Source organism: Longimicrobium sp. (assembly GCA_036387335.1).
Classification (GTDB): domain Bacteria; phylum Gemmatimonadota; class Gemmatimonadetes; order Longimicrobiales; family Longimicrobiaceae; genus Longimicrobium.
On record DASVTZ010000138.1, the window covers coordinates 1 to 25,028 of the forward strand.

General features: G+C 68.7%; 20 protein-coding genes. 9 read left to right on the plus strand and 11 right to left on the minus strand.

Going from position 1 to position 25,028, the window contains the following annotated elements; genetic code table 11:
• Positions 1-151 precede the first annotated feature (151 nt).
• Positions 152-1,738 carry a peptide chain release factor 3 gene (locus tag VF647_12830; protein ID HEX8452978.1) on the plus strand — a complete coding sequence of 529 codons (1,587 nt, stop codon included), beginning with the start codon at positions 152-154 and terminating at the stop codon, positions 1,736-1,738.
• A 422-nt stretch (positions 1,739-2,160) separates the two neighbouring features.
• Here VF647_12830 and VF647_12835 read toward each other — a convergent pair whose 3' ends face one another.
• The 6 genes from VF647_12835 to VF647_12860 form a co-directional block, all read right to left on the minus strand.
• On the minus strand, positions 2,161-3,189 hold the full coding sequence (locus tag VF647_12835; GenBank protein ID HEX8452979.1) for a hypothetical protein: 1,029 nt from the start codon (positions 3,187-3,189) through the stop codon (positions 2,161-2,163).
• Positions 3,186-5,012 carry a family 10 glycosylhydrolase gene (locus VF647_12840; GenBank protein HEX8452980.1) on the minus strand — a complete coding sequence of 609 codons (1,827 nt, stop codon included), beginning with the start codon at positions 5,010-5,012 and terminating at the stop codon, positions 3,186-3,188. Before VF647_12840 ends, VF647_12835 begins: the two co-directional genes overlap by 4 nt.
• Before the next feature lie 78 nt (positions 5,013-5,090).
• Positions 5,091-6,656: an N-acetylmuramoyl-L-alanine amidase gene (locus tag VF647_12845; GenBank protein HEX8452981.1), complete on the minus strand. Its 1,566-nt coding sequence runs from the start codon at positions 6,654-6,656 to the stop codon at positions 5,091-5,093.
• 500 nt (positions 6,657-7,156) lie between these two features.
• The gene (locus VF647_12850; protein ID HEX8452982.1) at positions 7,157-7,756 is read right to left on the minus strand and encodes a porin family protein; all 600 of its coding nucleotides are present in this window, start codon (positions 7,754-7,756) and stop codon (positions 7,157-7,159) included.
• Positions 7,757-7,805: 49 nt separating this feature from the next.
• On the minus strand, positions 7,806-8,408 hold the full coding sequence (locus tag VF647_12855) for an outer membrane beta-barrel protein (GenBank protein HEX8452983.1): 603 nt from the start codon (positions 8,406-8,408) through the stop codon (positions 7,806-7,808).
• Between the two features lie 179 nt (positions 8,409-8,587).
• The gene (locus VF647_12860) at positions 8,588-8,797 is read right to left on the minus strand and encodes a hypothetical protein (protein HEX8452984.1); all 210 of its coding nucleotides are present in this window, start codon (positions 8,795-8,797) and stop codon (positions 8,588-8,590) included.
• A 208-nt stretch (positions 8,798-9,005) separates the two neighbouring features.
• Between VF647_12860 and VF647_12865 the strand changes: the two genes are divergently transcribed.
• The gene (locus VF647_12865; protein ID HEX8452985.1) at positions 9,006-10,832 is read left to right on the plus strand and encodes a DegV family protein; all 1,827 of its coding nucleotides are present in this window, start codon (positions 9,006-9,008) and stop codon (positions 10,830-10,832) included.
• A gap of 355 nt (positions 10,833-11,187) precedes the next feature.
• Here VF647_12865 and VF647_12870 read toward each other — a convergent pair whose 3' ends face one another.
• Positions 11,188-12,840 (minus strand): M56 family metallopeptidase, encoded by a 1,653-nt coding sequence (locus VF647_12870; GenBank protein HEX8452986.1) that lies wholly within the window; start codon positions 12,838-12,840, stop codon positions 11,188-11,190.
• 3 nt (positions 12,841-12,843) lie between these two features.
• Complete coding sequence (locus tag VF647_12875; protein HEX8452987.1) at positions 12,844-13,236, minus strand: BlaI/MecI/CopY family transcriptional regulator; 393 nt, start codon at positions 13,234-13,236, stop codon at positions 12,844-12,846.
• A 792-nt stretch (positions 13,237-14,028) separates the two neighbouring features.
• On the opposite strand from VF647_12875, the gene VF647_12880 reads away from it, so the two are divergent.
• Positions 14,029-16,950: a PAS domain S-box protein gene (locus VF647_12880; GenBank protein HEX8452988.1), complete on the plus strand. Its 2,922-nt coding sequence runs from the start codon at positions 14,029-14,031 to the stop codon at positions 16,948-16,950.
• 302 nt (positions 16,951-17,252) lie between these two features.
• On the opposite strand, the gene VF647_12885 is transcribed toward VF647_12880, so the two are convergent.
• The 3 genes from VF647_12885 to VF647_12895 are packed head-to-tail and all read right to left on the minus strand — an operon-like array spanning position 17,253 to position 21,758.
• Positions 17,253-18,428: a PQQ-binding-like beta-propeller repeat protein gene (locus VF647_12885; GenBank protein HEX8452989.1), complete on the minus strand. Its 1,176-nt coding sequence runs from the start codon at positions 18,426-18,428 to the stop codon at positions 17,253-17,255.
• Between the two features lie 52 nt (positions 18,429-18,480).
• A complete protein-coding gene (locus VF647_12890; GenBank protein HEX8452990.1) occupies positions 18,481-19,656 on the minus strand; it encodes a PQQ-binding-like beta-propeller repeat protein in 1,176 nt (391 codons plus the stop codon).
• Entirely contained in the window at positions 19,653-21,758 is a 2,106-nt protein-coding gene (locus VF647_12895; GenBank protein HEX8452991.1) for an alpha/beta hydrolase, read from the minus strand. Before VF647_12895 ends, VF647_12890 begins: the two co-directional genes overlap by 4 nt.
• Before the next feature lie 532 nt (positions 21,759-22,290).
• Here VF647_12895 and VF647_12900 point away from each other — a divergent pair.
• The 6 genes from VF647_12900 (at position 22,291) to VF647_12925 (ending at position 25,023) form a co-directional block, all read left to right on the plus strand.
• Positions 22,291-22,476 (plus strand): hypothetical protein, encoded by a 186-nt coding sequence (locus VF647_12900; protein ID HEX8452992.1) that lies wholly within the window; start codon positions 22,291-22,293, stop codon positions 22,474-22,476.
• Complete coding sequence (locus VF647_12905) at positions 22,473-23,117, plus strand: hypothetical protein (protein ID HEX8452993.1); 645 nt, start codon at positions 22,473-22,475, stop codon at positions 23,115-23,117. The genes VF647_12900 and VF647_12905 overlap by 4 nt, the downstream gene beginning before the upstream one ends.
• Positions 23,118-23,284: 167 nt before the next feature.
• The gene (locus VF647_12910; GenBank protein ID HEX8452994.1) at positions 23,285-23,494 is read left to right on the plus strand and encodes a hypothetical protein; all 210 of its coding nucleotides are present in this window, start codon (positions 23,285-23,287) and stop codon (positions 23,492-23,494) included.
• The gene (locus VF647_12915) at positions 23,491-24,135 is read left to right on the plus strand and encodes a hypothetical protein (GenBank protein ID HEX8452995.1); all 645 of its coding nucleotides are present in this window, start codon (positions 23,491-23,493) and stop codon (positions 24,133-24,135) included. Before VF647_12910 ends, VF647_12915 begins: the two co-directional genes overlap by 4 nt.
• 130 nt (positions 24,136-24,265) lie before the next feature.
• A complete protein-coding gene (locus tag VF647_12920) occupies positions 24,266-24,460 on the plus strand; it encodes a hypothetical protein (protein ID HEX8452996.1) in 195 nt (64 codons plus the stop codon).
• On the plus strand, positions 24,457-25,023 hold the full coding sequence (locus VF647_12925; protein HEX8452997.1) for a hypothetical protein: 567 nt from the start codon (positions 24,457-24,459) through the stop codon (positions 25,021-25,023). The genes VF647_12920 and VF647_12925 overlap by 4 nt, the downstream gene beginning before the upstream one ends.
• Positions 25,024-25,028: the final 5 nt, after the last annotated feature.

Below are 25,028 nucleotides of genomic sequence, written 5' to 3' on the forward strand. Positions count from 1 at the left end.
TGCATTTCTGGATGCCGAAGGTCTCCCCCCTCTCCCAGCAGTTTGGGAGAGGGGGGCCGGGGGGGTGAGGGCCCGCTGTTCCGCATTCCCTGCCCTTCGCTTATATTCAGCCACTGAAAGCACATGCACCGCCCGTGACCGCGCAGCCAAAATGACCGCGATTGCAGACGAGGTCCGCCGCCGGCGGACCTTCGCCATTATCAGCCACCCGGACGCCGGGAAGACCACGCTTACGGAGAAGCTCCTCCTGTACGGCGGGGCGATCCACCTTGCCGGGAGCGTAAAGGCACGCCGCGCGGCGCGGCACGCCACTTCGGACTGGATGAAGATGGAGCAGGAGCGCGGCATCTCCGTGACCTCCTCCGTCCTCCAGTTCGAGTACCTGGGGCGCGCGGTCAACCTGCTGGACACGCCGGGGCACGCCGACTTCTCCGAGGACACCTACCGCACGCTGATCGCGGCCGACAGCGCGGTGATGCTGCTGGACAACCGCAAGGGCGTGGAGGAGCGCACGCGGCAGCTCTTCGAAGTCTGCCACCGCCGGCGCACCCCCATCTTCACCTTCGTCAACAAGTGCGACCGCCCCGGCGCCGACCCGCTCCAGCTTCTGGACGACGTGGAGCGCGACCTGGGGCTGAAGTGCTACCCGGTCACCTGGCCCATCACCTCGGGCGATCGATTTGTTGGCGTCTACAACCGTGACACGCGCCGCATCCACCTCTTCGAAAAGGGAGAGGACCACGGATCCAGCCGCGTGGAGACGGACGTGGTGACGCTGGACGATCCGGACGTGCATGAGCGCATCGGCGACTCGGCGTACGAGCAGCTGATGAACGACGTGGAGCTGCTGGACATGGCGGGCGAGGAGTTCGACCCCGGCGCCTTCCTGCGCGGCGAGGTGTCGCCCACCTTCTTCGGGAGCGCGCTCACCAACTTCGGCGTGGAGCCGTTCCTTGCGAAGTTCCTGGAGCTCGCCCCGCCGCCCACCGCGCGCGAGGCCAGCACGGGTACGGTGGAGCCCGAGGACCCGCACTTCACCGGCTTCGTCTTCAAGATCCAGGCGAACATGGACCCGAAGCACCGCGACCGCATCGCCTTCGTGCGGGTGTGCAGCGGGCACTTCGAGGCGGGGATGCAGGTGAAGCACGTGCGCACCGGCAAGCCGATGCGCCTCGCCGCGCCCACGCAGTTCCTGGCGCGCGAGCGCACGCACATCGAGGAAGCGTGGCCCGGCGACGTGATCGGCATCCACGACCGCGGCAACCTGCGCATCGGCGACACGCTCTCCGCCAACGGCGACCTGGAGTTCGCGGGGATCCCGCGCTTCTCGCCGCAGCACTTCTCGCGCATCCTCATCGGCGATCCGATGAAGCGCAAGCAGCTCGACACGGGCCTCCAGCAGCTCTCCGAGGAGGGCGCCGCGCAGGTGTTCTACAGCGAGACGTACGCGGGCACCACGCCCATCGTCGGCGCCGTGGGCCAGCTGCAGTTCGACGTCCTCCTGCACCGGCTGGAGCACGAGTACGGCGTGCGGGCGCGCCTGGAGCCGATGTCGTACCGCTTCGCCCGGTGGGTGCAGGGCCCCGCCGACGCCATCCACGCGCTCTCGGGCGGCCACGGGCGCACCCTGGTGTACGATGCCAAGGAGGCCCCCCTCGTCCTCTTCGACAGCGAATGGACGCTGCGCACCACGGTGGAGCGCGAGAAGTCGCTGACCTTCCACGACGTGGCGCCGTAGCGCCGATCATTTGGCACCAGCAGGCGAACGGGGCGGTCCGGCAGTTGGGCGGGCCGCCTCGCGTGCGTCGCGGGCCCCCTCCCCGCTCGTTCCTCGCTGCCCCTCCCCCAAACTGCTGGGGAGGGGCGTTTGGCATGCATCGGTTCGGGGTGCGTGTTTTGGAGCGCGGGCAGGCACGGGCAGCCACGCGGGGCTGCCCCTACCGGGGTTTGGTGCGTGGGGGCGGAGATCGTGGTGGCGGGGAGGGCGGGCAGACAGGTCTGCCCCTACCGACTGGGGGTGCGTCGCGCCGGGATCGCGGTGGCGGCGAGGGCGGGCGCGATGGAATCGCGCCCCTACCGGGTCGCCAGATGCGCACGAATGACCGCGCTCTCCCCCCTCTCCCAGCAGTGTGGGAGAGGGGGGCCGGGGGGGGTGAGGGCCTACCGCACCCACCGCGGCAGCCAGTCCGCCCCCCGCGCGCTCGTCAGGCGCGTGACCTTTTTGCCGTCGGCCGCCATGCGGTACAGGTCGGTGTCGCCGGCGCGCTCGCTGGCGAAGGCGATCTGGCGGCCGTCGGGGGACCAGGCGGGCATCCAGTCCTTGCCCTCGCCGTCGGAGATGCTGCGCCACTTGCCGGTGGCGGCGTCGGCGATGCGGATGGCGGAGCGGCCGTCGCGCGTGCGAAAGGTGTAGGCGATCTCGCGGCCGTTTGGGGACCATGCGGGGTCCATCTCCTGCTCGTCCGGATTCGGCTGCGCGTCGGTGCGGTCGGTGAGGCGGGTGATGGCGGAGCCGTCCGCGTTGATGATGAAGATGCGGTCGCTGTCGCCACGGTTGCTGAGGAAGGCGATGCGGCTGCCGTCCGGCGACCAGCGGGGGCTCCAGTCGTCGCGGTGGAAGGCGGTCAGGCGGCGCGCCGGGCCGCCGCCCGCGGGGATCACGTACAGCTCCGCATCGCCGTCACGGCTGCTGACGAAGGCGATCCACTTGCCGTCCGGCGAGACCTCCGGCTCGAAGTTCCCCTCGCGGTTGTCGGTCAGGCGGCGCACGTGCTTGCCGTCCGCGGTCATGCGATAGATGTCGCGGAAGCCCTGCGCGCTGCTCTCGAAGGCGATCCACTTGCCGTCGGGCGACCACGACGCGTTGCGCGCCCGCGCCGCCAGCGGGCCGATCGGGCGCGGCTTTCCGCCATCCATCGGCAAGATCATCAACTGCTCCTCCGGCCCCGTGGGTTTGTCGACGACACGGACGGCGAGGAGCGATGGGTCTTTGGGCGCGAAGGCGATGGGGAACAGCCCCGCGCCCGCGCCCGCCGATGCGAGCGGACGGTCGTCGCCGGCGCGGGTGAGGACGCGGATCTCGTGCGTCCCGCCGCGCTCGGAGACGAACGCCAGCTCGGGCTCGTCGCCGCCGCACCCGGCGGACAAGAGGAGGACGAGCAGGCTCGCGGCGCGGCTTCGGAGCATCATTCGCATTTCGACAGATCTTGTGTGCGGTCCGATGACAACAAAGATGTCACGCAAAGACGCCAAGCCGCGAAGAAAAGATACCGAAGTTCTTGCTTTGCGACTTTGCGCATTCGCGTGAGACTCATTTCCTCCGATGCAGCTACTGCACGCGGATGGCGTCGCCGACCACCTGGTAGCCGGCGGTGGTCCAGCGCGAGAGTTGGATCTTGTTCCAGCCCGCCGTAAAGGCCCACGTCCCCAGCACGTTCCAGCGGGCGCCGTTCGCCTGCTGGTTCACGGATACCGTAGCCAGCTTGGTGCCGTTCGCGTCGAAGGCGATGAACGGCGCCGTCGCCGAGCGGTTGCTTCCCGCGGTCCAACCACGCGGACACCGTGCGGCTGCCACCGGTGGGGAGGTAGAACCAGAAGGTGGCCGGGTCGCTGATGGACTGCGTGCCGGCGAAGCGGTAGTCCACGCCGTAGTAGCCGGCCGTCGTGCTGGCCGTGGCCCTGTTGGACGATGCCTCCGCGTACGCCACCGCCGTGTTGTTGCGGGTGTTGTTGTTGTCCACGACGATGTCCGCGCAGCACGCCGTCTTCCAGTGCTGCGGCGGGATGGCTGCCTTCTGCGCGAAGACGCCGGCCTTGAGCACGGGCCAGATGGCGCCGCTCTCCATCGTCCCGTACGAGTAGACCGAGACGCCCTTTGCGCCCTGCTGCCGCGCCAGCTTGATCTGCCGCTCCACCTCCGCCGCCCCGTGCTTGGCGCCGATGCCGATGTACGCGTGCCGGCCGCCGCTGGTCTGCAGGCGCTGCAGGTGGTCGTCCAGCAGGCAGGCCCAGTCGGTGAAGGCGCAGTACGTGGAGGTGATCGGGTAGTACGTCATGGGCACGCCCACGTCGAAGTAGCCGCCCTTCGCCCAGGCGTACGGGTCCTGGTAGTACTGCGAGTAGCCCTCCGACGAATTCCACCCCCACCTGTCCTGGTAGATCTGCCAGATGGCGCCCGAGATGGGGAGCTTCGGCTTGACGCTGCCCACGCTGTCGTACACCTCCTTGACCGCGAGGTTGATGAGGGAGCGCCGGAAGTTCGCCCAGTCCGTCGGGTAGCTCGCGGGGCTCTTGCCGAACGCGGCCAGGCTGGCCCTGTCGTGCGACCACTTCGTCCCCGGCAGGCGGATGCGGTCGAGCTGCACGCCGTCCACGTCGTAGCGACGCGCAACGTCGGCGGCGACGCGCGCCAGGTGCGTGCGCGCCCCCGCGGAGCCGGGCGACACGTAGACGTACTCCTCCGTGTTGGGGCAGGGGTGCGTGACGCCCGCGTCGTCCACCACCTTCCACTCCGGGTGCGCCAGCAGCATGTGGCGCGGGTTGCCCGCGTCCGATTCCTGGAGCAGCGCGCAGGTGGAGGAGCTCCCCGATCCCCATCCCGCGAAGGCGTTCAGCCACGCGTGGAGCTGAAGCCCGCGCGAGTGCGCCTCCTGGATGGCCACCGCGAGCGGGTCCCACGTAGGCGTGCCGCCCAGGTGGCCGCAGAGGCCCACCGAGCACGGCTCCAGCGACGATCTGTAGTAGGCGTCGCCCGAGCCGCGCACCTGGAAGTAGACGATGTTGAAGTTGGCGTCCGCCGCCTTCTGCATGATGGTGGCGATCTTGGCGGGCGAGTCGTACTCGAAGCGCGACACCCACAGCGCGCGCGCCTCCGCCCACGCCGGGGTAGCGGCCAGCCGCGGCCCCTCGGCGGGCGTGGGGCGCTGGACGGCGGGGGAGAGGGCGTCGTCCTGGCAGGCGGCCAGGGACAGCACGAACGCGGGAAGCGCCAGGCGGACGAGAGAGCGAAGCATGCGCGAGAACCGTTCGAGGAGAAACGGGCCCCGGCGCGGAGTGCGCCGGAGCCCGGTCCTGTGTGCGTTGCCAGCCGGTCAGCGGATGCGGACGGCGTCCGCGATCACCACGTAGCCGGTCGTCGTCCAGCGGGAGAGCTGAACCTTGTTCCAGCCGGCCGAGAAGCTCCACGTGCCCAGCGCGACCCACTGCCCGCCGTTCGCCTGCTGGTTGGCCGAGGCGCGCCCCACCTCGGTGCCCGACGCGTTGTAGGCGATGAACGGCGCCGTCGCGGAGCGGTTGGTACCCGCCACCCACCAGCCGTCGATCGTCTTGGTGGCCGCCGCCGGCAGGTAGAACCAGAAGGTGGCCGGGTCCGAGATCGCGTCCGTGCTGGCGAAGTTGTAGCCCGTGCCGTAGTAGCCCGCGCTGCTCCCCGTGGACCAGTTGGCCGACACCTCGTACTTGGCCACCGACGCGTTGTTGTTCGCGTTGTTGCTGTCCACGATGATGGACGTGCTGCCGCAGGCCGCGTTGATGCGGTTCATGTAGTCCGTCCACGGCCAGTTGGCGCCCGGATCGGTGCGGTTGTACGGCTGAAGCTGGCCGTGGCCCACGAAGTGGTAGCGGTCGCGCGGGATGTTGTTCCCCTTCGAGATGTCGCAGCTGAGCCGCGCCGACGCGTCGATCTGCCCCACCGGCCACGAGGTGGACGAAGCGTAGCCGCCGTGCTCGATGCCGATGGTGAGGTTGTTGGCCTGGATGCCGTTGTTCTGGCAGTCGTGGCCGCCGTTGTTGGCGCAGTCGTAGTTGGCGCCGATGTGCCACGCCTTGCTCGCCTCGCGCACGAGCTGCGAGATCTCGGAGCCGGTCTCGTTCACCACGTAGTGCGCGGACACCTCGGACGTCGAGTTGGTCAGCCAGCTCCAGCACCCGCTGTAGCCGCTCTCGCAGGTGTGGATGATGACGTAGTGGATCCCCGTGCTGCGCGTGCTGTAGTTGGGCGACGCGCGCCAGATGGTGCCGGATACGCAGTAGTCCGGCGCGCACGCCATCGTCGAAGCGCTGGCGGACGGCTTGTGGAAGGCGGGCGTCACGTTGCGCGCGGCCACCGACACCATGAGGTTCCCGGCCGGCGAGCGCGCCTCGATGCCGCTGCGCAGCGCCGAGTACACGTCGCCATGCACGTACATCGCCTGGCCGTCCTGGCTCTCGATGCCGCTGAACGCCGCCACGGCCGGGGCCCAGGCCGACAGGTCGGAGCGGTTCACCTTGAGCTCGCCGGCCAGCGCGCTGAGCAGCGCCGCACCCGCGCGGATGTTGGCGGCCGCATCGCTCTGCGCCGCCTGGATGGAAACGCGGGCCAGCGATGCGCCGCGGGTGAGGCGGTCGCCGCGCAGCGCCATGATGCCGAAGGCGGGGGCCATCCCCTCGAACTCCACCTCGCCGCGCACCATCTGGAAGCGGGTCTCCACGTAGCCGATCGACTTCAGCAGCTCGGCGGGGACGTCGAACTCCTGGCCGGCGGCGGCGAAGATGGCGTTGAGCTGCTTCTCGGTGGGCGCGGACGTGGGCTCGTCCACCCGGGGCGAGGTGGGCTCGCTGCCGCAGGCGGTGAGCAGTAATGCGGCGCCTGCAGCGAGCGCCAGTGAACGGAGACGCATGGGCGATCCTCCTCCTGCCAGTTGGTGAGGGCCGGCACGAAAGGAGGGGTTCGTCCGCGCGGAGAACCTCCCGCGCCACCATCCCGCCCTGAGTGCCCGGGGGTGCCGCGATGCACCTCCCGCCCCGCAAGAGGGCACTTGTGGGACCACATCCCGCCTCCCCGAATCCGCCTCCTCGACCGCCAAACGCCGCCCTTTGCTGCCAACGACTTAGGTCCCTAACTGAGCTATGAACATCTGTTGCGCGCCCTGTTTCTCCACCGCTCCAGAGTGGTGCACCCCGCGCAAAAAGGTGCAACTTCGTACTCCAGAGAACTACATGGCCTCACGCGGAGGCGCGGAGACGCGGGGAGAGAACAGCCACACACACAGAGAACACAGAAGAAACAGAAAGCCACAGAGAAAACCTTTGGCGGTTCTCTCTGTGGCTCTGTGTCTCTGTGTGAGCCACGCCGATCTCTTCCGCGCCTCCGCGCCTCCGCGTGAGACCGCCGTTGCTTTTACAGCCGCAGCCGCAGCCCCACGTCCACCCGGATGTGGCTCACCGTGAAGTCGTCGTCGTTCTCGCCATCGTACTTCGGCTTGTAGCTCGTGTACGTCACCTGCGGCGTGAACGACAGCTTCGGCCCTAGCCCGATCCCCACGCCGGCGCCGACCTCGAACCCAAGCGAGTGGTCGCTGTCGATGAAGTCCTCGTCCTCGCCGTCGAAGCTGAAGCTGAGCTGGTTGTACACCAGGCCCGCCTTCAGGTACGGATCGATGGGGATGAGCGGCGTGGGCACCGCGATGCGCACGCCGGCGTTGAAGCCCTGGTCCGTCAGATCGAGCTCCTCCAGCCCTTCCACGCCGAACTGGTTGTACGTGTAGCCGGCGTAGATCCCCAGCATCGGCATGAAGTGGAAGGTCACGTTGGCGCCGAAAGTGATTCCCGACTCCACCGATCCCACGTCGTCCTCGGTGTCCTTGAGGTCGCCGGTGGGGAAGGCGAGGCCGCCGCGCACCTCGAATGCGAACGGCGTCACGTTGGGAAGCTGTGCCTGCACCGGAGCCGAGAACGCGGCCGCGGCCACCAGCGAGAGGAGCCCGAGCGTCTTCTTCATGGAGCCTCCATCAACGGAGTGTGTGGTGCCCGCTCGCCGCGAAGGCGGCTCAGAAGCGGATGTTCAGTCCAACGTCGACGCGGAAGCTGGTGAGGGTATCGACATCGTCCTCCCCCTCCCCCTCGAAGCCCGGCTTGAACGAGGTGTAGCTCACCGCGGGCGTAAAGGAGAGCCGCGGTCCCAGCGGCACCATCACCCCGCCGCCGACCTCGAAGCCCAGCCCGAAGTCGGTGTCGTCCTCGTCGCCGAGGTCCAGCCCCTCGATGTCCACCTGCGCCTTGTGGTACACCAGGCCACCCTTGAGGAAGGGGGTCACCGGCAGGGTGGGCGAGGCGAACATCGCCTTGAGCCCGGCATCGAACCCGTACGTGTTGATGCTGCCGTCCACGTCCAGGTCGTCCGCCTCCTCGCCCAGCGAGAACGAGTTGTAGGTGAAGCCGGCGTACAGGCCGAGCATGGGGGTGAACATGTAGGTGCCGTTGGCGCCCACGGTGATCCCGCTGTCCGCCACGTCGTCCAGGTCGCCGGTGGGGAAGGCGAGCCCGCCGCGCACTTCCACGGAGAACGGCGAGACCGGGATGGCCTGCGCCTGCGCGCTTCCGGCGAGGGCCATGGCGGCAAGCGCCACCAGCCCCGTCGTAATCTTCTTCATCGTCCGTCCTTTTGGAAAGAGTATCGTTTTCCCACGCCGTGCGGGAAGATGTGGTGCCGCAGCGAGCGCACGCATGGTGCCGCGACGCAAAGCCGCGCGCCGCAACGAGATGGCTACAGGGGCGCCCCCGCCGTTGTCCCCTGGCGTGGACGCCCTCCGTAGCCCGGCGGCACTGGCGCCTAGAAGCGCACTCCCGCGCGGATGCCGAACTGCGTGTCCGAGCCGGTGATGTTGAGGTCGCCGCCCGTGTAGTTGAGCTCGCCGCCGAAGAAGAACTGGCCAAAGGTGACCAGCGCCCCGCCGCGCAGCCCGAACTCCGTCTCCTGCGCCTGCGCGCTCCCCGCCAGCGTCGCGGCGAGCGCCGCGATCGCCAGAGTCGTCTTCTTCATCCCTTCATCCTCCCAGCGTTTCGTGGATTGCCTTGCGCCGCCAGCCTCGCGGCGCGTCGGGGGGGGATGGCGGGCGAGAATCGTACCCGCGCGGCGGCAAGGGCGCCCTTGCGCAAGGTGGCGGCGCGCCTCAGTCTACACGTTCCGCTTCCACACGCGCAGCGAGCCCCCGGCGTTCCGCGGCTCTCCAGCCGGATACTTCCCCACGATGAGCGTAAACACCCTCGACGGCGCCGGACTGCGCGGCGCACTGATCCAGGCCAACGAGTACGTCCAGCGCCACCGGGCGGACCTGAACCGCATCAACGTCTTTCCCGTGCCGGACGGCGATACGGGCACCAACCTGGCGCTCACCGTGGCCGCCGTGGCGGACCGGCTGCGCGCCAGCCGCGAAGTGGCCGTGGGCGCCGTGGCGCGCGAGGCGGCCGAGGCGGGGATCATGGGCGCGCGCGGCAACTGCGGGATGATCCTCTCCCACTTCCTGCTGGGGTTCAGCGAGTCGGTGGGGAACCGTGCATCGCTCTCGGTGGCCGAGTTCGGCGAGTCGCTGCGCAGCGCCACGGAGCACGTCTACCGCGCGCTGGAAAAGCCCGTCGAGGGCACCATCATCACCATCATGAGCGCCATCGCGGACGAGTCGCGCCGCTGGGGCCACACGGACTTCGTGGTGCTCTTCGAACGGCTGCTGGTGCGCGCCCGCGAGGCCCTTGCCAGCACTCCGGACCTGCTGCCCGTGCTCAAGAAGGCGGGGGTGGTGGACGCGGGCGCCAAGGGCTTCGTGCACCTGCTGGAAGGGATCTCGTCGTTCCTGGCCGGCGACCCGCTCGCCCCGCTGGACGAGATCCCGGAGTACGACGCCGAGCCCACCTTTGCCGCCGGCGCCGCGGAGTACCCCACGGAGAGCGAGCGCTTCCGCTTCTGCACCGAGGCGCTGGTGCGCGGCCCCTCCATCCCCACGCAGGAAGTGGTGAAGGCCGTGCTGCGCGACCGCGGCGACTCGCTCGTTGTCATCCGCTCCGAGAACCTCCTCAAGATCCACGTCCACACGGACGAGCCGGAGGAGGTCTTCGCGTACCTGCGCACGCTGGGCGAGCTGGCCACGCACAAGGCGGAGGACATGCAGGCGCAGCACGCCGTGGCCGAGCGCGCCGCCGCGGGGGGGCACATGACGCTGGCGCGCCGCCCCATCTCCATCGTGGCCGACACCGCCTGCGACCTGCCGGACGAGGTGGTGCGGGCGCACGGCATCCACCTGGTGCCGCTGAACCTGATCTTCGACACCAAGGCGTACCGCGACCGCTTCGACATCTCGCCCGAGGAGTTCGCCATCCGCCTCAAGGACGGCGCGCACCCCAGCACCTCGCAGCCGGCGCCCGCCGCCTTCATGGAGGGCTTCCGCCGCGCGGGCGAGGAGGGCGAAGAGGTCGTCGCCGTCCTCCTCTCCTCCGCCCTCTCCGGCACCTACGCCTCCGCCCAGGCCGCCGTCAAGCAGCGCGCCGACGGCGACACCCCCGTGCACCTGGTGGACTCGCTGGGCGGCTCGCTCCTGCAGGGCCTCCTCGCCCTCAAGGCGAGCGAGCTGGGCGAGCAGGGGTGGAGCGCGGACCGCATCGTGGCCGAGCTGGCGCGCATCCGCTCCCGGAGCGGCTTCTTCATCGTCCTGGACACCTTCGAGCGCGCCCTGGCCTCGGGGCGCGTGGGCCGCGGGCGCGCCTGGCTCGGCAGCCTGCTGGACATCAAGCCCGTCCTGGACGTGGACGCCACGGGAAAGCTGGTGCCGATCGACCGCGTGCGCGGCCGCAACGCCATGATCCCCAAGATGATGGAGGTGCTGGAGAAGAAGGTCCCCGTGGGCACGGGGAAGGTGCGCTTCGGGGTGATGCACGTGGCCTGTCCCGAGATCCTGGGCGAAGTGGTCCCCGAGATCCGCAAGCGCTACGGCAGCGTGGAGGTCCTGACCGCCCCCGGCACCCCCATCATCGCCACCCACGCCGGCGAAGGCGCCTGGGGGATCGCGTATCTGGTGGAGGGGTAGGCCCGCGGGCCCCCTCCCCCGCTCGTGAACTCGCGGCCCCTCCCCCAAAACTGCCTGGGGGAGGGGCATTCGCATGGATCCTCGCCCGGTGCGTGATTCAGTGCCGCACCGGCGCCCGCTCGGCGCACCGATCTGGTAGGGGCGGACCTGCGTGTCCGCCCACCCTCGCCCCCGCCCCGACCCCCGCCCCGCACACCGATCTTTGTAGGGGCGGCCCCGCGTGGCCGCCCGTGCCCCGCCGCGCGCGGCACCCGCCTTACGCGCGCCATGCCTCCGCGCCCACCAAACGCAATCGGGCGACTCCCACCCGGAGAGCCGCCCGCCTGCTTCTGTCGAACCCGCAAACCCTACCGGCTCAGAACTCCGGCCCCTCGAACGTCGTCTCCACGCCGGTGGTGCTGCCGGCCTGGCCGCCGAGGATCACGGCGCCGCGCTGGTCCGCGCCGCCGATGGCCCCCAGGGCCCACAGGGCGGTGTCGCGGACGCGCGGGTCCTCGTCGGCGAGGGACACGCGCAACGCTTCGGCGGCGCGGTCGGCGGCGGCGTCGCCCAGGCGCGACGGGCGGCGAGGCGCCTCGGCCAGGGTGGCCACCGGCTCCGCGTCGGGCGCGGTATGGCCGCCGGCCAGCTCACCCAGCATGCGCGCCGCCAGCGTGCGCACCTCCGAGTCGCGGTCGCGAAGGGAGCGCACCAGCGGCGTCACCACCGCGTCGTCCTGGAGCTTGCCGAGGGCGCGGATGGCGGTGCGGCGGACGTCCGCCTCCGGGTCAGTGGAGGCGCGGATCAGCGCGGCCAGCGCGCGTGCCGGCGCGTTGCGGTGCGCCGGCTGCCGTGCCGCTTCGAGGCCGGGGTCAGGCGCCGGCGCGGGCGCGGCGGCGAGCGTCGCGGGTGCCGGAGCGCGCTTGGGCGCGGGGGCCGGGCTCATCCGCACCTCGATGTGCATCCCGTCCAGCTCCACGTGCTTGACCGGCCCGCTCAGCGCCGGCGCCGAGGCGATGAAGGCAGGGGCGCGCTCCCGCTCGGACGGCCCCACCACCGCGAGCGGCAGGAGCGCGGCCAGCACCGCGGCCGACACCGCCATCCCCGCGCCGTGCGGCACGGCGCGCCGGTCGCGGCCTGCATCGAGCACGGCCAGGACGCGCGCCTGCAGCTGTCCGCCGCGCGCCATCGCCATGGCGGGCGCGGCGGGGCGGGGGACGCGAAAGGTGCGCGCCACCTCCACCAGGTGACCGGCGTAGTCCGCGGCGCGGGCGCCGGCGGCCAGCACGCGGTCGTCGCACGCTTCCTCGCGCTCCACGCGCATGCGGCGGGCGGCCCACCACGCGCCGGGGTGGAACCAGTACACGGCGCAGCACAGCGTCGCCAGCATCTGCGTGAGGCAGTCGCGACGCGCCACGTGCGCAAGCTCGTGCAGCAGCACCACGCGCCGTCGCTCGGGCGCCCACTCGTCCGCCGCCGCGGGAAGGAGGATGGTGGGGCGGAAGACCCCCCAGGTGACCGGCATCGCGGCGCCCTCACCGCGCACCAGCCGCACGCTCCCGCGCACCCCCACCGACTCGCCCAGCATCCGCACCGTGTCCGTCCAGCGCAGGTCGTTCATGGGCACGGCGCCGCGCCCCATCCGCCGGACCACGCGCCACCCGAACGCCATCCGCGCCAGCACCGCCGCCGCGCCGGCCGCCCACACCAGCGCCAGCAGGTTGCCCGCGGTGAAGAGCTCCGCCGGCGCCGCCGGACCCGCGCCCTCCACCATCCCCCGCACGGCGGGGAGGGTGACGATGCGCAGGAAGGAGAGCTTCCACGCGGGGAGCGCCAGCGCCAGGAAAGGGAGCACCAGGAGCGCGCCGAGCGCCAGCGTCCAGGCCAGGTGACGGCGGGCGGCGGAGCCGTGGCGCAGCGCCCGCGCGGCCAGCGCGGCAGCGCAGAGCACCAGGGTGGCCTTCACGAGGAGGAGGGCGAGCGCCCAGGCCCAGGTGTCGGTGAGGCCGGAGGGAAGGGGGGCGGACATGGGTTATTGCTCCTGTCCCCGGGCCTGCTCGATCAGCCGCGACAGGCGGTCGAGCTCCGGCTCGGAAAGGGTTCCGTCGTCCAGGTCCAGCAGCGCGGCGACCGCGGCCCCGGTGGAGCCGTGGAAGAAGGTCCTCACCAGGTGCGTGAGCGCGGAGCGCTGCGCGGTGTCCGCGGGCACGGTGGGGAGGTACACGTAGCGCGGGCCGTCCTGCTCGTGCGTCAGGTGGCCCTTCTCCTCCAGGATGCGCATCAGCGCGCGCACGGCCGAGTAGCTGGGCGGATCGGGGATGCGCTCCAGCACGTCGCCCACCGCGGCGCGGCCCAGGCGGTACACCACGTCCATGATCTGCCGCTCGCGGCGGCTCAGGTTCGCAAGCGGGGGAGACTTCGCCATGATCTGCATTGGAGGGGAAAGCGGTATGTGGGCTCTGCTAAAGAAATAGCACGAGTTCATGGTACCCGTGCGCGGGGTGGGGTGTCAAGGATCATCTTCCCGCTCTTCTTTGTCCAGTCTGCAATAAAGATCCTAATCTCACGCGGAGACGCGGAGGCGCGAAGGGAACAGCCAAAGCCTCACACAGAGAACACAGAAGGAACAGAAAGCCACAGAAGACAACAACGACACTCCTCGTTCTGTTCTCTTTCTCTGTGTCTCTGTGTCTCTGTGTCTCTGTGTCTCTGTGTGAGCCCCGCAGTTGCCGTTCTCTGCGTCTCCGCGCCTCCGCGTGAGGCCTTTTCTTTTTGCTTTTCGAAGGGGTAGACAGTTACCGTGGAAGGCGTTATCATTGGCGCGGTTACGGACCGCGCGCGTCGCGGTCGATCCGGGCCTGGAGAAGGCCCGGCGGGTTCGCGCCCGATGTCCAACGTGAACAAAGGAGGTGATCTTTTGTCCGAGAACAACGCTGCTTTCGATCTGGCACGGGCAAACGACCGCCGCGTGGGCGCTTAACCCCACGGCGAGCAGTACCCCGCCAAGGCGGGTGCCGCACGCGGCATCGGCCGGGTCGAGGCAGACCCAACGCGCCGCCGGACCTCATGGTTCGGCGGCGCGTCTTTTATTGCGCGTTTACCGCGGGGGCCCGCGCGTTGCAGCGCATTCCCGAGAGATCGTTTTGAAGCGTGGTGCGGGACCGCTCCATCCCGCGCACGCGTGACGCCACGACACCAGCGCACCCCCGGAGCTTCCTTGCATCCACTGCTCGAGCGCATCGTTGGGCAGCTCTTCGGCGGCGCCCCGCGCCACCCGGAGAGCGAGACGCTGCTGCGCGCACTGGACGCCGGGCTTTCCGCGCACGATGCCGACGCGCAAGCACTGCGCGCCGGCGACGAGCACTTCCGGGTGCTGGCCGAGACCATCCCCGCGGCCATCTTCATCTACCAGGGCGAGCGGTTCCGCTACGTCAACGCAGCCGCCACCGAGCTGACCGGCTACACGCGCGAGGAGCTCCTCGCCGTGCGCTTCTGGGACGTGGTGCACCCCGAGCACCGCGAGCTTGTGCGCGCGCGCGGGATCGCGAGGCAGCGCGGCGAGGCCCTTCCGCAGCGCTACTCGGTGAAGCTGCTGCGCAAGGACGGCACGGAGCGCTGGGTGATCCTGACGGCGGGCCGCATCGAGTTTCAGGGGGAGCAAGCGGGGCTCGGCACCGCCTTCGACATCACCGACCGCAAGAACGCCGAGGACGCGCTGGCGCGGCAGGGGCTCGCCTTCGAGAACCTGTACGACGCGGTCCTCATCACCGACCCCCAGGGGCGCATCACGGACTGGAACCCCGCCGCGGAGCGCATCTACGGCTGGAATCGCGGCGAGGTGCTGGGGAAGACGGTGGAGCTGTGGCTCCCCCCTAGCGAGGCGGCGGAGCTGAACCGGCGCATCCTGGACGCGCTCGACGCCGAGGGCCGCTGGTCCGGCAAGATCCGCTTCGTGCGCAAGGACGGCGGGCTGGGGCTCTCGGAGACGGTGGTCGTTCCGCTGCGGGACGCGGCGGGCCGGCGGGTGGGGGCGCTGGGGGTGAGCCGCGACGTCACCCAGAGCGAACACGCCGCCGAAGCGTTGCGTGCCAGCGAAGAGCGCTACCGGCTGATGGTGGCAGGGAGTGAGCAGGTCTTCTTCTACCAGCACGACCTGCACGGGGTGTACGAGTCGGTGTCCCCCTCCGTCCACGAGGTGCTGGGGTACCGCATGGAGGAGATGCTGGGGCGGCGCTACGGGTCGCTGCAGTCGGCGGGGTGGGACATCGCCGAGGTGGACGCGCAGACGGCCGTCACCCTGGGCTCCGCGGGGACGCCGCACTCGTACCGCGTCGTCGTCCGGCACCGCGACGGCCATCCCGTGACCCTGGAGCTGGTGGAGACGGCGGTGCGGCGCGGCGGCGAGGTGGTGGGGGTGCAGGGCTTCGCGCGCGACATCACCGCACGCACCCGCGCCGAAGAGGCGCTGCGCGAGAGCGAGGAGCGCTACCGCACCCTCTTCGAGGAGAGCCGCGACGCGGTGTACATCACCACGCTGGAGGGGCGCTTCGTCTCGGTGAACCAGGCGCTGGTGGACCAGTTCGGCTACACGCGCCAGGAGCTGCTCTCCGGCGACGTGTCGCACCTGTACGCCGATCCGCAGGACCGCGACCGCTTCCGCGACGAGATCTTTCGCGAGGGGTTCGTGCGCGAGTTCGAGGTCAGGTTCACGCGGCGCGACGGGGAGACGCTCCACTGCCTGGTGAGCGCCACCCTGCGCCGCGCCCCTGACGGCACGGTGCTCGGCTACCAGGGGATCATCCACGACATCACCGAGCGGAAGCGCGCCGAGGAGCGCCTGGCGTACGGTGCACTGCACGATGCACTAACCGGCCTCCCCAACCGCGCCCTCTTCATGGACCGGCTGGAGCGCGCGGCCAGCGGGCGGCGCGAGGGGGCCGCGCTGGCGGTCTTCTTCATGGACCTGGACCGCTTCAAGGTCATCAACGACTCGCTGGGCCACGGCGTGGGCGACCGCATGCTGGTGGAGATCGCCCGCCGCCTGGCCGCCGCCATCCCGCCCGACGCCACCGTCGCGCGCTTCGGCGGCGACGAGTTCACCCTCCTCCTCCCCTCCACCACCACGCGCCAGGCGACGCACATGGCCGAGCGCCTGCTGGAAGCGCTGGCCGTGCCTTTTGCCCTCGCGCCCGGTCACGACGTCTTCGCCTCGGCCAGCATGGGGATCGCCCTGGCCAGCGGCACCGCCGAGCGGCCGGAGGAGCTGCTGCGCAATGCGGACGCGGCGCTGAGCCGGGCCAAGGCGCGCGGCAAGAACCGCTACGAGGTGTTCGACCGCGCCATGCACGCCGAGGCCGTCGAGCGCCTTCGCCTGGAGAGCGACCTGCGGCGCGCCCTGGAGCGCGGCGAGCTGCGCCTCCTCTTTCAGCCGATGGTGTCGCTGGAGGATGGGCGGGTGGCGGGCTTCGAGGGGCTGCTGCGCTGGGAGCACCCGGATCGAGGCACCATCTCGCCCAACCTCTTCATCCCCCTGGCCGAGGAGACGGGGCTGATCTCGGCGGTGGGGCGCTGGGTGCTGGACGAGGGGTGCAGCCAGCTCGCGGAGTGGACGCGCCTCTACCCGGAGCGGCGGCTGATCGTCTCGCTCAACCTGTCCGCCCGCCAGTTCGGCGACGCGGACCTGGCGGACCACGTGGCGCGCGGCCTGGTGGCGTGCGGGGTGGATCCCTCGCGCCTCTGGCTGGAGATCACGGAGACGGTGATCCTGGAGAACGCCGAGCCCGCGCGCTCCACGCTGCGGACGCTCAAGGAGCTGGGGGTGCAGCTCTGCATGGACGACTTCGGCACCGGCTACTCGTCGCTCGGCTACCTGCACCGCATGGAGCTGGACGAGCTCAAGATCGACCGCTCCTTCGTGAGCCGGATGGACCACGACCGGCGCAGCACGCAGCTGGTGCACGCCATCATCGCGCTGGCGCACAACCTGGGAGTGCGCGTGGTGGCGGAGGGTGTGGAGACGCCCGCCCAGCTCGCCGCCCTGCGCGCCCAGCGCTGCGACTACGCGCAGGGCTTCCTCTTCGCCCGCCCCCTCACCCCCTCCGCCGCCGCCGACCTGCTGGACCGCGACACGCGCTGGTGACGGGGGTGGTGGACCGGCGAGTGAACTCGCAGCAACAACAGCACAAAGTCCGCCTTCGCGGACTCGCGGCCGAGATCCCCCCGCGCCACACGATACCCGGCCCGCCGGCCGCACGGCACGCGGGTACGCACACCGAAATCGTAGGGGCAGACCTGCGTGTCTGCCCACCCTTTCCCCTACGCCGACTCCCGCGTTCCACACCAGAACCCGTAGGGCCAGCCCCGCGTGGCTGCCCGTGCCTCGACGTGCGCCGCGGCCCGCGTGCAAAGGAACGGTCCACCCCGTCACTGTCCGGGGGTTCCTCAATCGCAGCGGATGGCGTACAGATATTGTGTCCCCGCGATGTAGGCCCGGTTTCCGTACACCTGGATGTTGGATACGGTGAGCTCGTTGCCGATGCCGGAGACAGGCTTGCCCGCGTGCTTGCCGGTCCTGCGGTCGATGGCCTCCAGCGCCTGATTGTGCGCCAGCACGTAGTCGCCGCAGACGGCTACGTACAGGATGCTCGAGCCGGTGCGGGCGCTCCACAGCACACGCCCGGATTCCACGTCGGCGGCATACACGCGGGTGTCACCCATTCCGGCGTACACCACTCCGTCCGCGACCACCGGCGGTCCGTACGGCCCCGCAAATCCGCGTTCGCCCTGCGCGCGCCACACTTCCTTGCCGGTGAAGCGGTCCACGGCGAAGAAGGTATTGTCGATGCGGTCGGAGCCCAGCAGGAAGCGCCCCGACACCACCGCGCTCTGCATTATGTTGCTGTGCTTGCCGGCGCTCTGCCAGCGCCAGAGCTCGCCGCCGCCGCGGCGGTCCAGCGCCACGATGACTGCGGCGACCTCGAAGCAGTTCTGGTTGAGGCACCGCTCCGCCGCGGCGTAAACCGTGTCGCCCGAGACGGAGAGGCCCCGCACCACCGACTGGCTCAGCCAGTCGGTGGCGAGGCGTGCTTCCCAGCGCGTCGCGCCCGTCGCCGGGTCCAGCGCGAGCACCCGCAGGTCGCGCGTACCCACGTACCACGAGAGGTCGTCGATCGCCGAGCGGGCGAACGAGGGGTCGGAGGCCGTAAGGTCGTACCGTTCCCAGCGAACCGCGCCCGAGGCGGCGTCGAGCGAGTAGATCGGCGCCTCCCCTCCCGCCGCGGCGAAGACCGCACCGCCGCGCAGCAGCGTGTTGCGCGAGCCACCCCAGCGCTTGAGCGGTGACAGCCACGCCAGCTGGCCGGTGGCGCGGTCGAACGCGACCGCGCCGGAATCCGCCTCCATGTACACGCGCCTCTCGTCGGCGGCCGGGGTCCCGAACCAGGCGAAGCGCTCCAGCCGGCCCGCGGGAGCCTTCCACTCGATCCAGTCCCGCGACCCGCCGCTTCCACTTCCCCCCAGCAGGTCCCGACACCCCGATGCGCCGAGAAGCAGACCGCAGGCGGCCGCGGCAAGGCTCCGCGCCAGCGGGGCACAAAACTCATCCCAGATCCTGCGCATTGCGGCCAGTCCCTCCGGGAGGCGCATTGTGAAGATCTGCCGGGGACCGTCCTCAGTCACAGCGGATGGAGTACAGGTACCGGTTTCCAGCGATGTAGGCGTGGTTGCCGTACACCGTGATGTCCGTGATGGTGAACTCGTCGTCCCCGGGAACCGGCGTAGCGACCCGGCGCCCCGTTTGGCGGTCGATCACCAGGAGCGCTTGGTTGTGCACGAGCACGTAGGCACCGCAAAGCGCGACGTCGATGATGCTGGAGCCCGTGGGAGTGCTCCACAGGACCCGGCCCGTCTCCAGCTCCGCGGCGTACACGCGGGTGTCACCCATCCCCGAGTACGCCACGCCATCGGCCACCACGGGCGGGCTGTACGGTCCCACGAACCCGCGCTCCCCCTTCACGCGCCACACCTCCTCGCCCGTGAAGCGGTCGACCGCGAAGAAGGTGTTGTCGATGCGGTCGCCGCCCAGCAGGAGGCGCCCGGCGACCACGGGGCTTTTGACGATGTTGTTCTGCTTCCCCGCAGCCTGCCAGCGCCAGAGTTCGGCGCCCGTACGGCGGTCCAGTGCCACGATCACGCCCGTGACCTCAAAGCAGTTGTCGTTCAGGCAGCGTTCCGCCGCGGCATAGACCGTGTCGCCCGAGACGGAGAGGCCCCGCATCCCGGAATCTTCCTGCCAATCCGCCGCAAGGCGCATTTGCCAGATCGTTCTGCCGGTCTCCGGGTCCAGCGCCATTACGTCCAGGCTGCGAGTGGCCACGTACCAGGCGAGATCGTCCGCCGCCGACCGGGGAAAATCGACGCCCCGGCCCGCCAGATCGTGACGTATCCAGCGTACCGTTCCGGTTGCGGCATCCAGGGAGTAGGCTGGTCCAAGTTGGTCGGTTGCGAACAGGAGTGCGCCGTTCCTGCTGATGATATTCCGATAGCCACCCCACTTCTCGATTGGCGACCGCCAAAGGAGCGCGCCCGTTACGCGGTCGAAGGCCACGAATCCGGTGTCGGCTCCCAGATATACGCGCTGGTCGTCGGCTACGGGAGCCCCGAACGAGGTGTGCAGCCCCGAGCGCCCCGCGGCGACCTTCCACTCGATCCACTGCTTGCTCGAGCTCCCGCCGCCCAGGATGTCGCGGCACCCGGATGCGCCCAGCAGCATCAGGATTCCAAACACCGCCACCGAGCGCATCCAGGAAACGGCCGGCACCTGGCCATCAGAAGTGGTCTGCGTCATGAGCCGGCCCACCTTTCGTCTCTGAGTACCTGCTTGAGCCGCGAGATTGCCTTGTCGACGCTCTTCTTGGCCGCGTCGTGCGAGTCGGCGTTCGTGATGATTTCGCGGCGGTTCGCGCCGGGGTATTCCTGCGAGCGATTCGGCACCACTCCGTCGCTCCCGTCGCCCGGCGAAGTGACGGCGTCCCAGATCCAATCCATCGCGTTGAGCCCCGCCACCGCCATTCCGTAGATCACCGTGTAGGTGTGCAAACCCTGGATGACGAAGCCCAGGATACCGGTGACCACAGTTTGCGCGATCAGGTTCTTGTATGTCTTGTCCAGCTTGCGCACCGCGTCGCGCCCGCCGCAGGGCGCTTCAGGACCATAGCAGTTCAGGTCCTTGTACACGCGCCAGAATGCCCAGCGCTGGCTCGTATGCTGCTCCATGGAGATCTTGCGCCATCCTTCACTCGCGCTGTTCAGCGTCTGCAGGTAAGCGCTGCCGGGAACCATCTGGTGTGCAACCGGCCACATGGCATCGATCCCGTATCTCCCGCTCAGCGTTGCCAGCGCCTGCTGAGTGTTGCAGCCTGAGTGGTTGCGCACCTGGCACGAGGCGAGCAGACCCACCGCGGCGAAAGTCATCATCGTGTTGAGCGCGGGGCGGCCCAGCCGCATCACCGGGACACCCCGGTGCGGAGTGCTGACCGAAATCACGCCTCTCATCAGGTCTGGGTTCGACTGCCCCACCTGACGCGACAAAATCCCGCCGTTGCTATAGCCGACGAACACGTACTTGCCGCCGTCACCGTTGCGGAACCCCTCCACGCTTGCGCGCAGCTGCTGCGCCTGCGCCTCGTACGTCTGGCTCCAGCTGGTAGTTGGGAAAATCAGCTGGTCGTAGTAGAAACTTCTGAGCGCGTCCCCCACACGGCCTTGGCGGTAGGAGTCGCCATTGTCCGCAAACCCGTGCTGTACCACGATCCGAGTACCGGTGGACGCCCCCTGATATGGCAGCCGCCACTCCATCGCCGCGTCCCCCTCCGCGCTGCTGGACCCCACGGAGCCGGTGTAGACAGTCGACCCGGTATCCCCACCTCCACCGCCACCGCCACCGCCCATGTCGCAATCCGGATCCGTGGTGTAGTTATCAGGCGGGCAGTCGACGGGCGAAACGACAGCGGACGGGCTGCGGCTGGGAGCGGGCGCGGTGGTGCCGTTGCGGGCCCGCTCGGCGCGCCGCCGGCTGCGCGCCGCGTCCTTGGCCGGATTGCGGTTCCAGCGGACGTTCTTGAAGCGCATCGTCTGCGTGTGCACGGCGCGTCCGCGGCCTTCCGTCGCTTCCTCACCCTCGATGCGGAGCTCCTCCAGGACCCAGGCGTCCCTGTCCCTCCGGAAGGTACGCGCGATCTTCCCACGGCCGGTCCCGCGCCCGACCGCGGCGCCGTTCCTGTTTTCGCCCGCGCGAAGGCTGACGTCCACCCCCGCGATACTGACGCGCACTCGGTTCGGGCCAAGCTGCTCCACCTGCTGGCGGGCAGCTGCCGGAACCCTGCCTCCCCCCACCGCCGGGCTGATCGAGAAGAACGCGACGATGTCTACGGAGCGCGGATCCCCCGTGACCAACCCCTCGGTTACCGGTGCATCCACCAGGGTGCCGGTGACGTCGGTGATGTGCGGATCATCCGCCTCCATCCCCACCATCTGCCCGTGCATGTTCCAGGTGTACTGATCGTCGTTGATGGTGCGGACGGTGGCCGTCTGCTCGCCCGGGTCCGCCGCCGGGTCTGGATCGGCGCCGAAATAGGTGGAGGTACGGGTGCGGCCGTACGAATCGTAGCCCGTATGCACCCCCACCTGCTCCGCGGGAGTGTTGGTGGTGATGCTGGTGACCATCTCCCCCGTCTCGGGGTGCGGGACAGCCTGGTCATAGGTCAGCGTGGTGCTCGTCTCGACCGATGCGTCGGCGATCACGTATGAATCGCTCTGGTCGATCTCCTGGTCGACGGCGATGTATCGCGAGGTGCCCTCGGGTACGGTGAGCCGGGACGACGTGGGCGCCCGGTCGCCTGAGCAGGCTGCCGTAGCCACGAGCATGGCGCCGGCCGCGGCGAGCCTCATCCGGGAATGGCTTGTACTGCGCAGGTGTAGCTGGTGAGCGATGGTCGGGATCACTTGCATCGGAGCGGTGTGAGGTAAGATGTGTAGCCGCAGGTATCGTAGGTTACGCTGCTTCGGCACAACTTCGGCGAGAGCGTAAACATTTGGTAACCCTGTCGCAAAATAAGTCCGCTCCACAATCTCTTCAACCCCCTATGTACTGTGTCGCTGGTGCTACAGGAACGCGCGTAGCCGATAGCGGCGGCGACGCGGAAGGCGGTCGTTCGGTCGACCGACGCGCTGGGGCACCGCTCCAACTCCTGACCTGACGTCTGGGGCACGGAAGGTCGTACACGCCGGGCGGGCGGCGCCACCCCCTCCGTCCGCCACGTCCGCTGGTCCATTAACGGTGACACCTTCTGTGAATGGGGAGCTCCGCCGGGACCGAAATCGTCACCGATCGGCCACCGCCCGGACCGGTTTACGCTTTAAGCTTGCAGCCCCCAAAAAGCACGTATAGCTTCGAAACGAACGCCAATCCGAGGAGGCCGAGATGAAGGAGACGAAGATCCGGGAGTTCATCCCGCCGATGTGGCCGCCGGACAACTTCACCCTGGACGAAGCGAGACAGGCGCTACGAGAGGTTGAGGCGGAGGATGAGGCGCGCCGCGCGGCGAAGCGCAAGCGCTCGCGTGCGGCATCGAAGCAGGCGCCGCAGGACGGCGGCGAGGATCCATGATCGCTCGCAGCTACGACCGGAACGTGTTCATCAACTGCCCGTTCGATCCCGAGTACCGGCCTCTGTTCGAGGCCATTGCTTTTACCACCGCGGACTGTGGGTACCACCCGCGATCAGCCCTGGAGGTAGACGACAGCAGCCAGGTCCGAATCGAGAAGATCACCGGGATCATCAGCGAATCCCGCCTGGCAGTGCACGACATCTCCCGCACTCAGCTTGACCGCGGCACTCGCCTCCCGCGCTTCAACATGCCTCTCGAGTTGGGCATCTTTCTGGGCGCGAAGTCGTTTGGGTCAGGCGATCAAAAGCGGAAGGTGGCGGTCATCCTGGACACCGACCGCTACCGCTATCAGAAGTTCATCTCCGATATCGCGGGGCAGGACATCCGTGCACATAGTGGCCGTGTCGATCACGTTGTTCACGAAGTGCGCGACTTCCTCTCGACCCACCGCGAAGCCGGGGTGTTCCTGCCTGGCGGCGAAAAGTTCGTGGAACGCCGCCGCCGGTTCGCCGGCAGCATTCCACTGACCTGCCGCAAGCTTCACCTGGACTCCGCCAGGCTGACTTTCCGCGACCTCATGGGTCTGATCTTCAACTGGCTTGAGAGGCACCCGCTCAAGGCAGCCGACACCGTCCACTAAAGGGCTCGAACTCTCTCTCCTCTGCCTACCACGTTCGCTGCTCCATAACGCCTGCGCTTTCCGCGAATGGAGCTCCGTAGGAACTGAAATTCGCCACTGATCGGCCACCGCCCGAACCGGTTTACGACTGAAGCTTGCAGCCCCCAAAAAGCACGTATAGCTTCGAAATGAACGCCAACGAGGAGGCCGAGATGAAGGATATGAAGATACGCGAGCTCATCCCACCGATGTGGCCGCCAGACAGCTTCACGATAGAGGAAGCGCTGAAGGCTTGGGACGAGGTTGACGCGGAGAACGAGGCTCGGCGCAATGCACCGCGCAAGCGCCCGCGTGCGGCATCGAAGAAGGTCGTACCCACTCGGGGCGAGGGTCCATGATCGCTCGTGGCTACGATCGCAACGTGTTCATCAACTGCCCTTTCGACTCCTTGTACCGGCCTCTGTTCGAGGCCATCGCTTTTGCTACGGCAGACTGCGGGTATCATCCGCGCTCAGCCCTCGAGGTCAACGATAGCAGCCAGGTGCGTATCGAAAAGATCACGGGGATCATCAGCGAGTCGCGCCTGTCTGTGCACGACATTTCGAGAACACAGCTCGATCGCGGCACGCGGCTCCCGCGGTTCAACATGCCGCTCGAGCTCGGCATCTTCCTTGGTGCGAAGTCCTTTGGATCCGGAGATCACAAGCGGAAGGTAGCGATCATCCTGGACACGGATCGGTTTCGCTACCAGAAGTTCATCTCCGACATCGCCGGACAGGACATCCGTGCCCACGGCGGCAGAATCGATGAAGCGATCCGTGAGGTACGCGACTTTCTCTCCACCTACCGTGAGGCCGGGGTGTTCCTGCCGGGCGGGGACAAGATCGTAGATAGGTACCGCCAGTTCGTAGCCGACCTTCCCACGACCTGCCGCAAGCTCCACCTGGATCTGAACAGACTGAACTTCCGCGACCTATCGAGCCTGATCTTCACCTGGTTGAAGAGGCACCCCATGGAGTCAGTGGCGGCTGAAGCGTGACCGGCCGGCGGGCGGATTTCACACCGAAACGCCACCGATCGGCCACCGCCTGGACCGGTTTGGACTCGAAGCTTGCAGCCCCTGAAAAGCACGTATAGCTTCGAAAACAAACGCCAACAGGGAGGCTGATATGAAGGAAGAGAGGATGCGCGAGCTCATCCCACCAATGTGGCCGCCGGACAGCTTCACGATGGAGGAAGCGATGGCGGCCGTAAAGAAGGTGAAAGCGGCAAGGGAGGCGCGGGAGAAAGCAAAAGGCACCCGCACCCGAGGCTCGAACAAGTCCGTTTTGGATGGCGAGCCCACGGGTGGCGACGATCCATGATCGCTCGCCGGTACGATCGAAACGTGTTCATCAACTGCCCTTTCGATCCTGCGTACCGCCCTCTGTTCGAGGCGATCGCCTTCGCCACCGCCGATTGCGGATATCATCCACGCTGTTCGCTGAAGGTGGACGACAGCAGTCAGGTCAGAATCGAGAAGATCACCGGCATCATCCGCGAGTCTCGCCTGGCGGTGCACGACATCTCTCGGACCCAGCTCGACCGCGGTACGCGGCTGCCACGGTTCAACATGCCCCTGGAGCTTGGCATCTTCCTGGGCGCGAAGGCGTTTGGCTCTCCGGATGACCAGAATAAGGTCGCGATCATCCTGGACACCGACCGCTATCGGTACCAGAAGTTCATCTCCGATATTGCGGGGCAGGACATCCGCGCGCACGGTGGCATGACGGACGAAGCGATTCGGGAGGTGCGCGATTTTCTCTCGACGCATCGCGAGCCAGGGGTAATCCTTCCGGCGGAGATAAGATCGCGGAGCGTTACCGCTGGTTCCACAACGATCTACCGGAGTTGTGCCGCGAGGTGCACCTGGATACCGCAAGGCTGAACTTC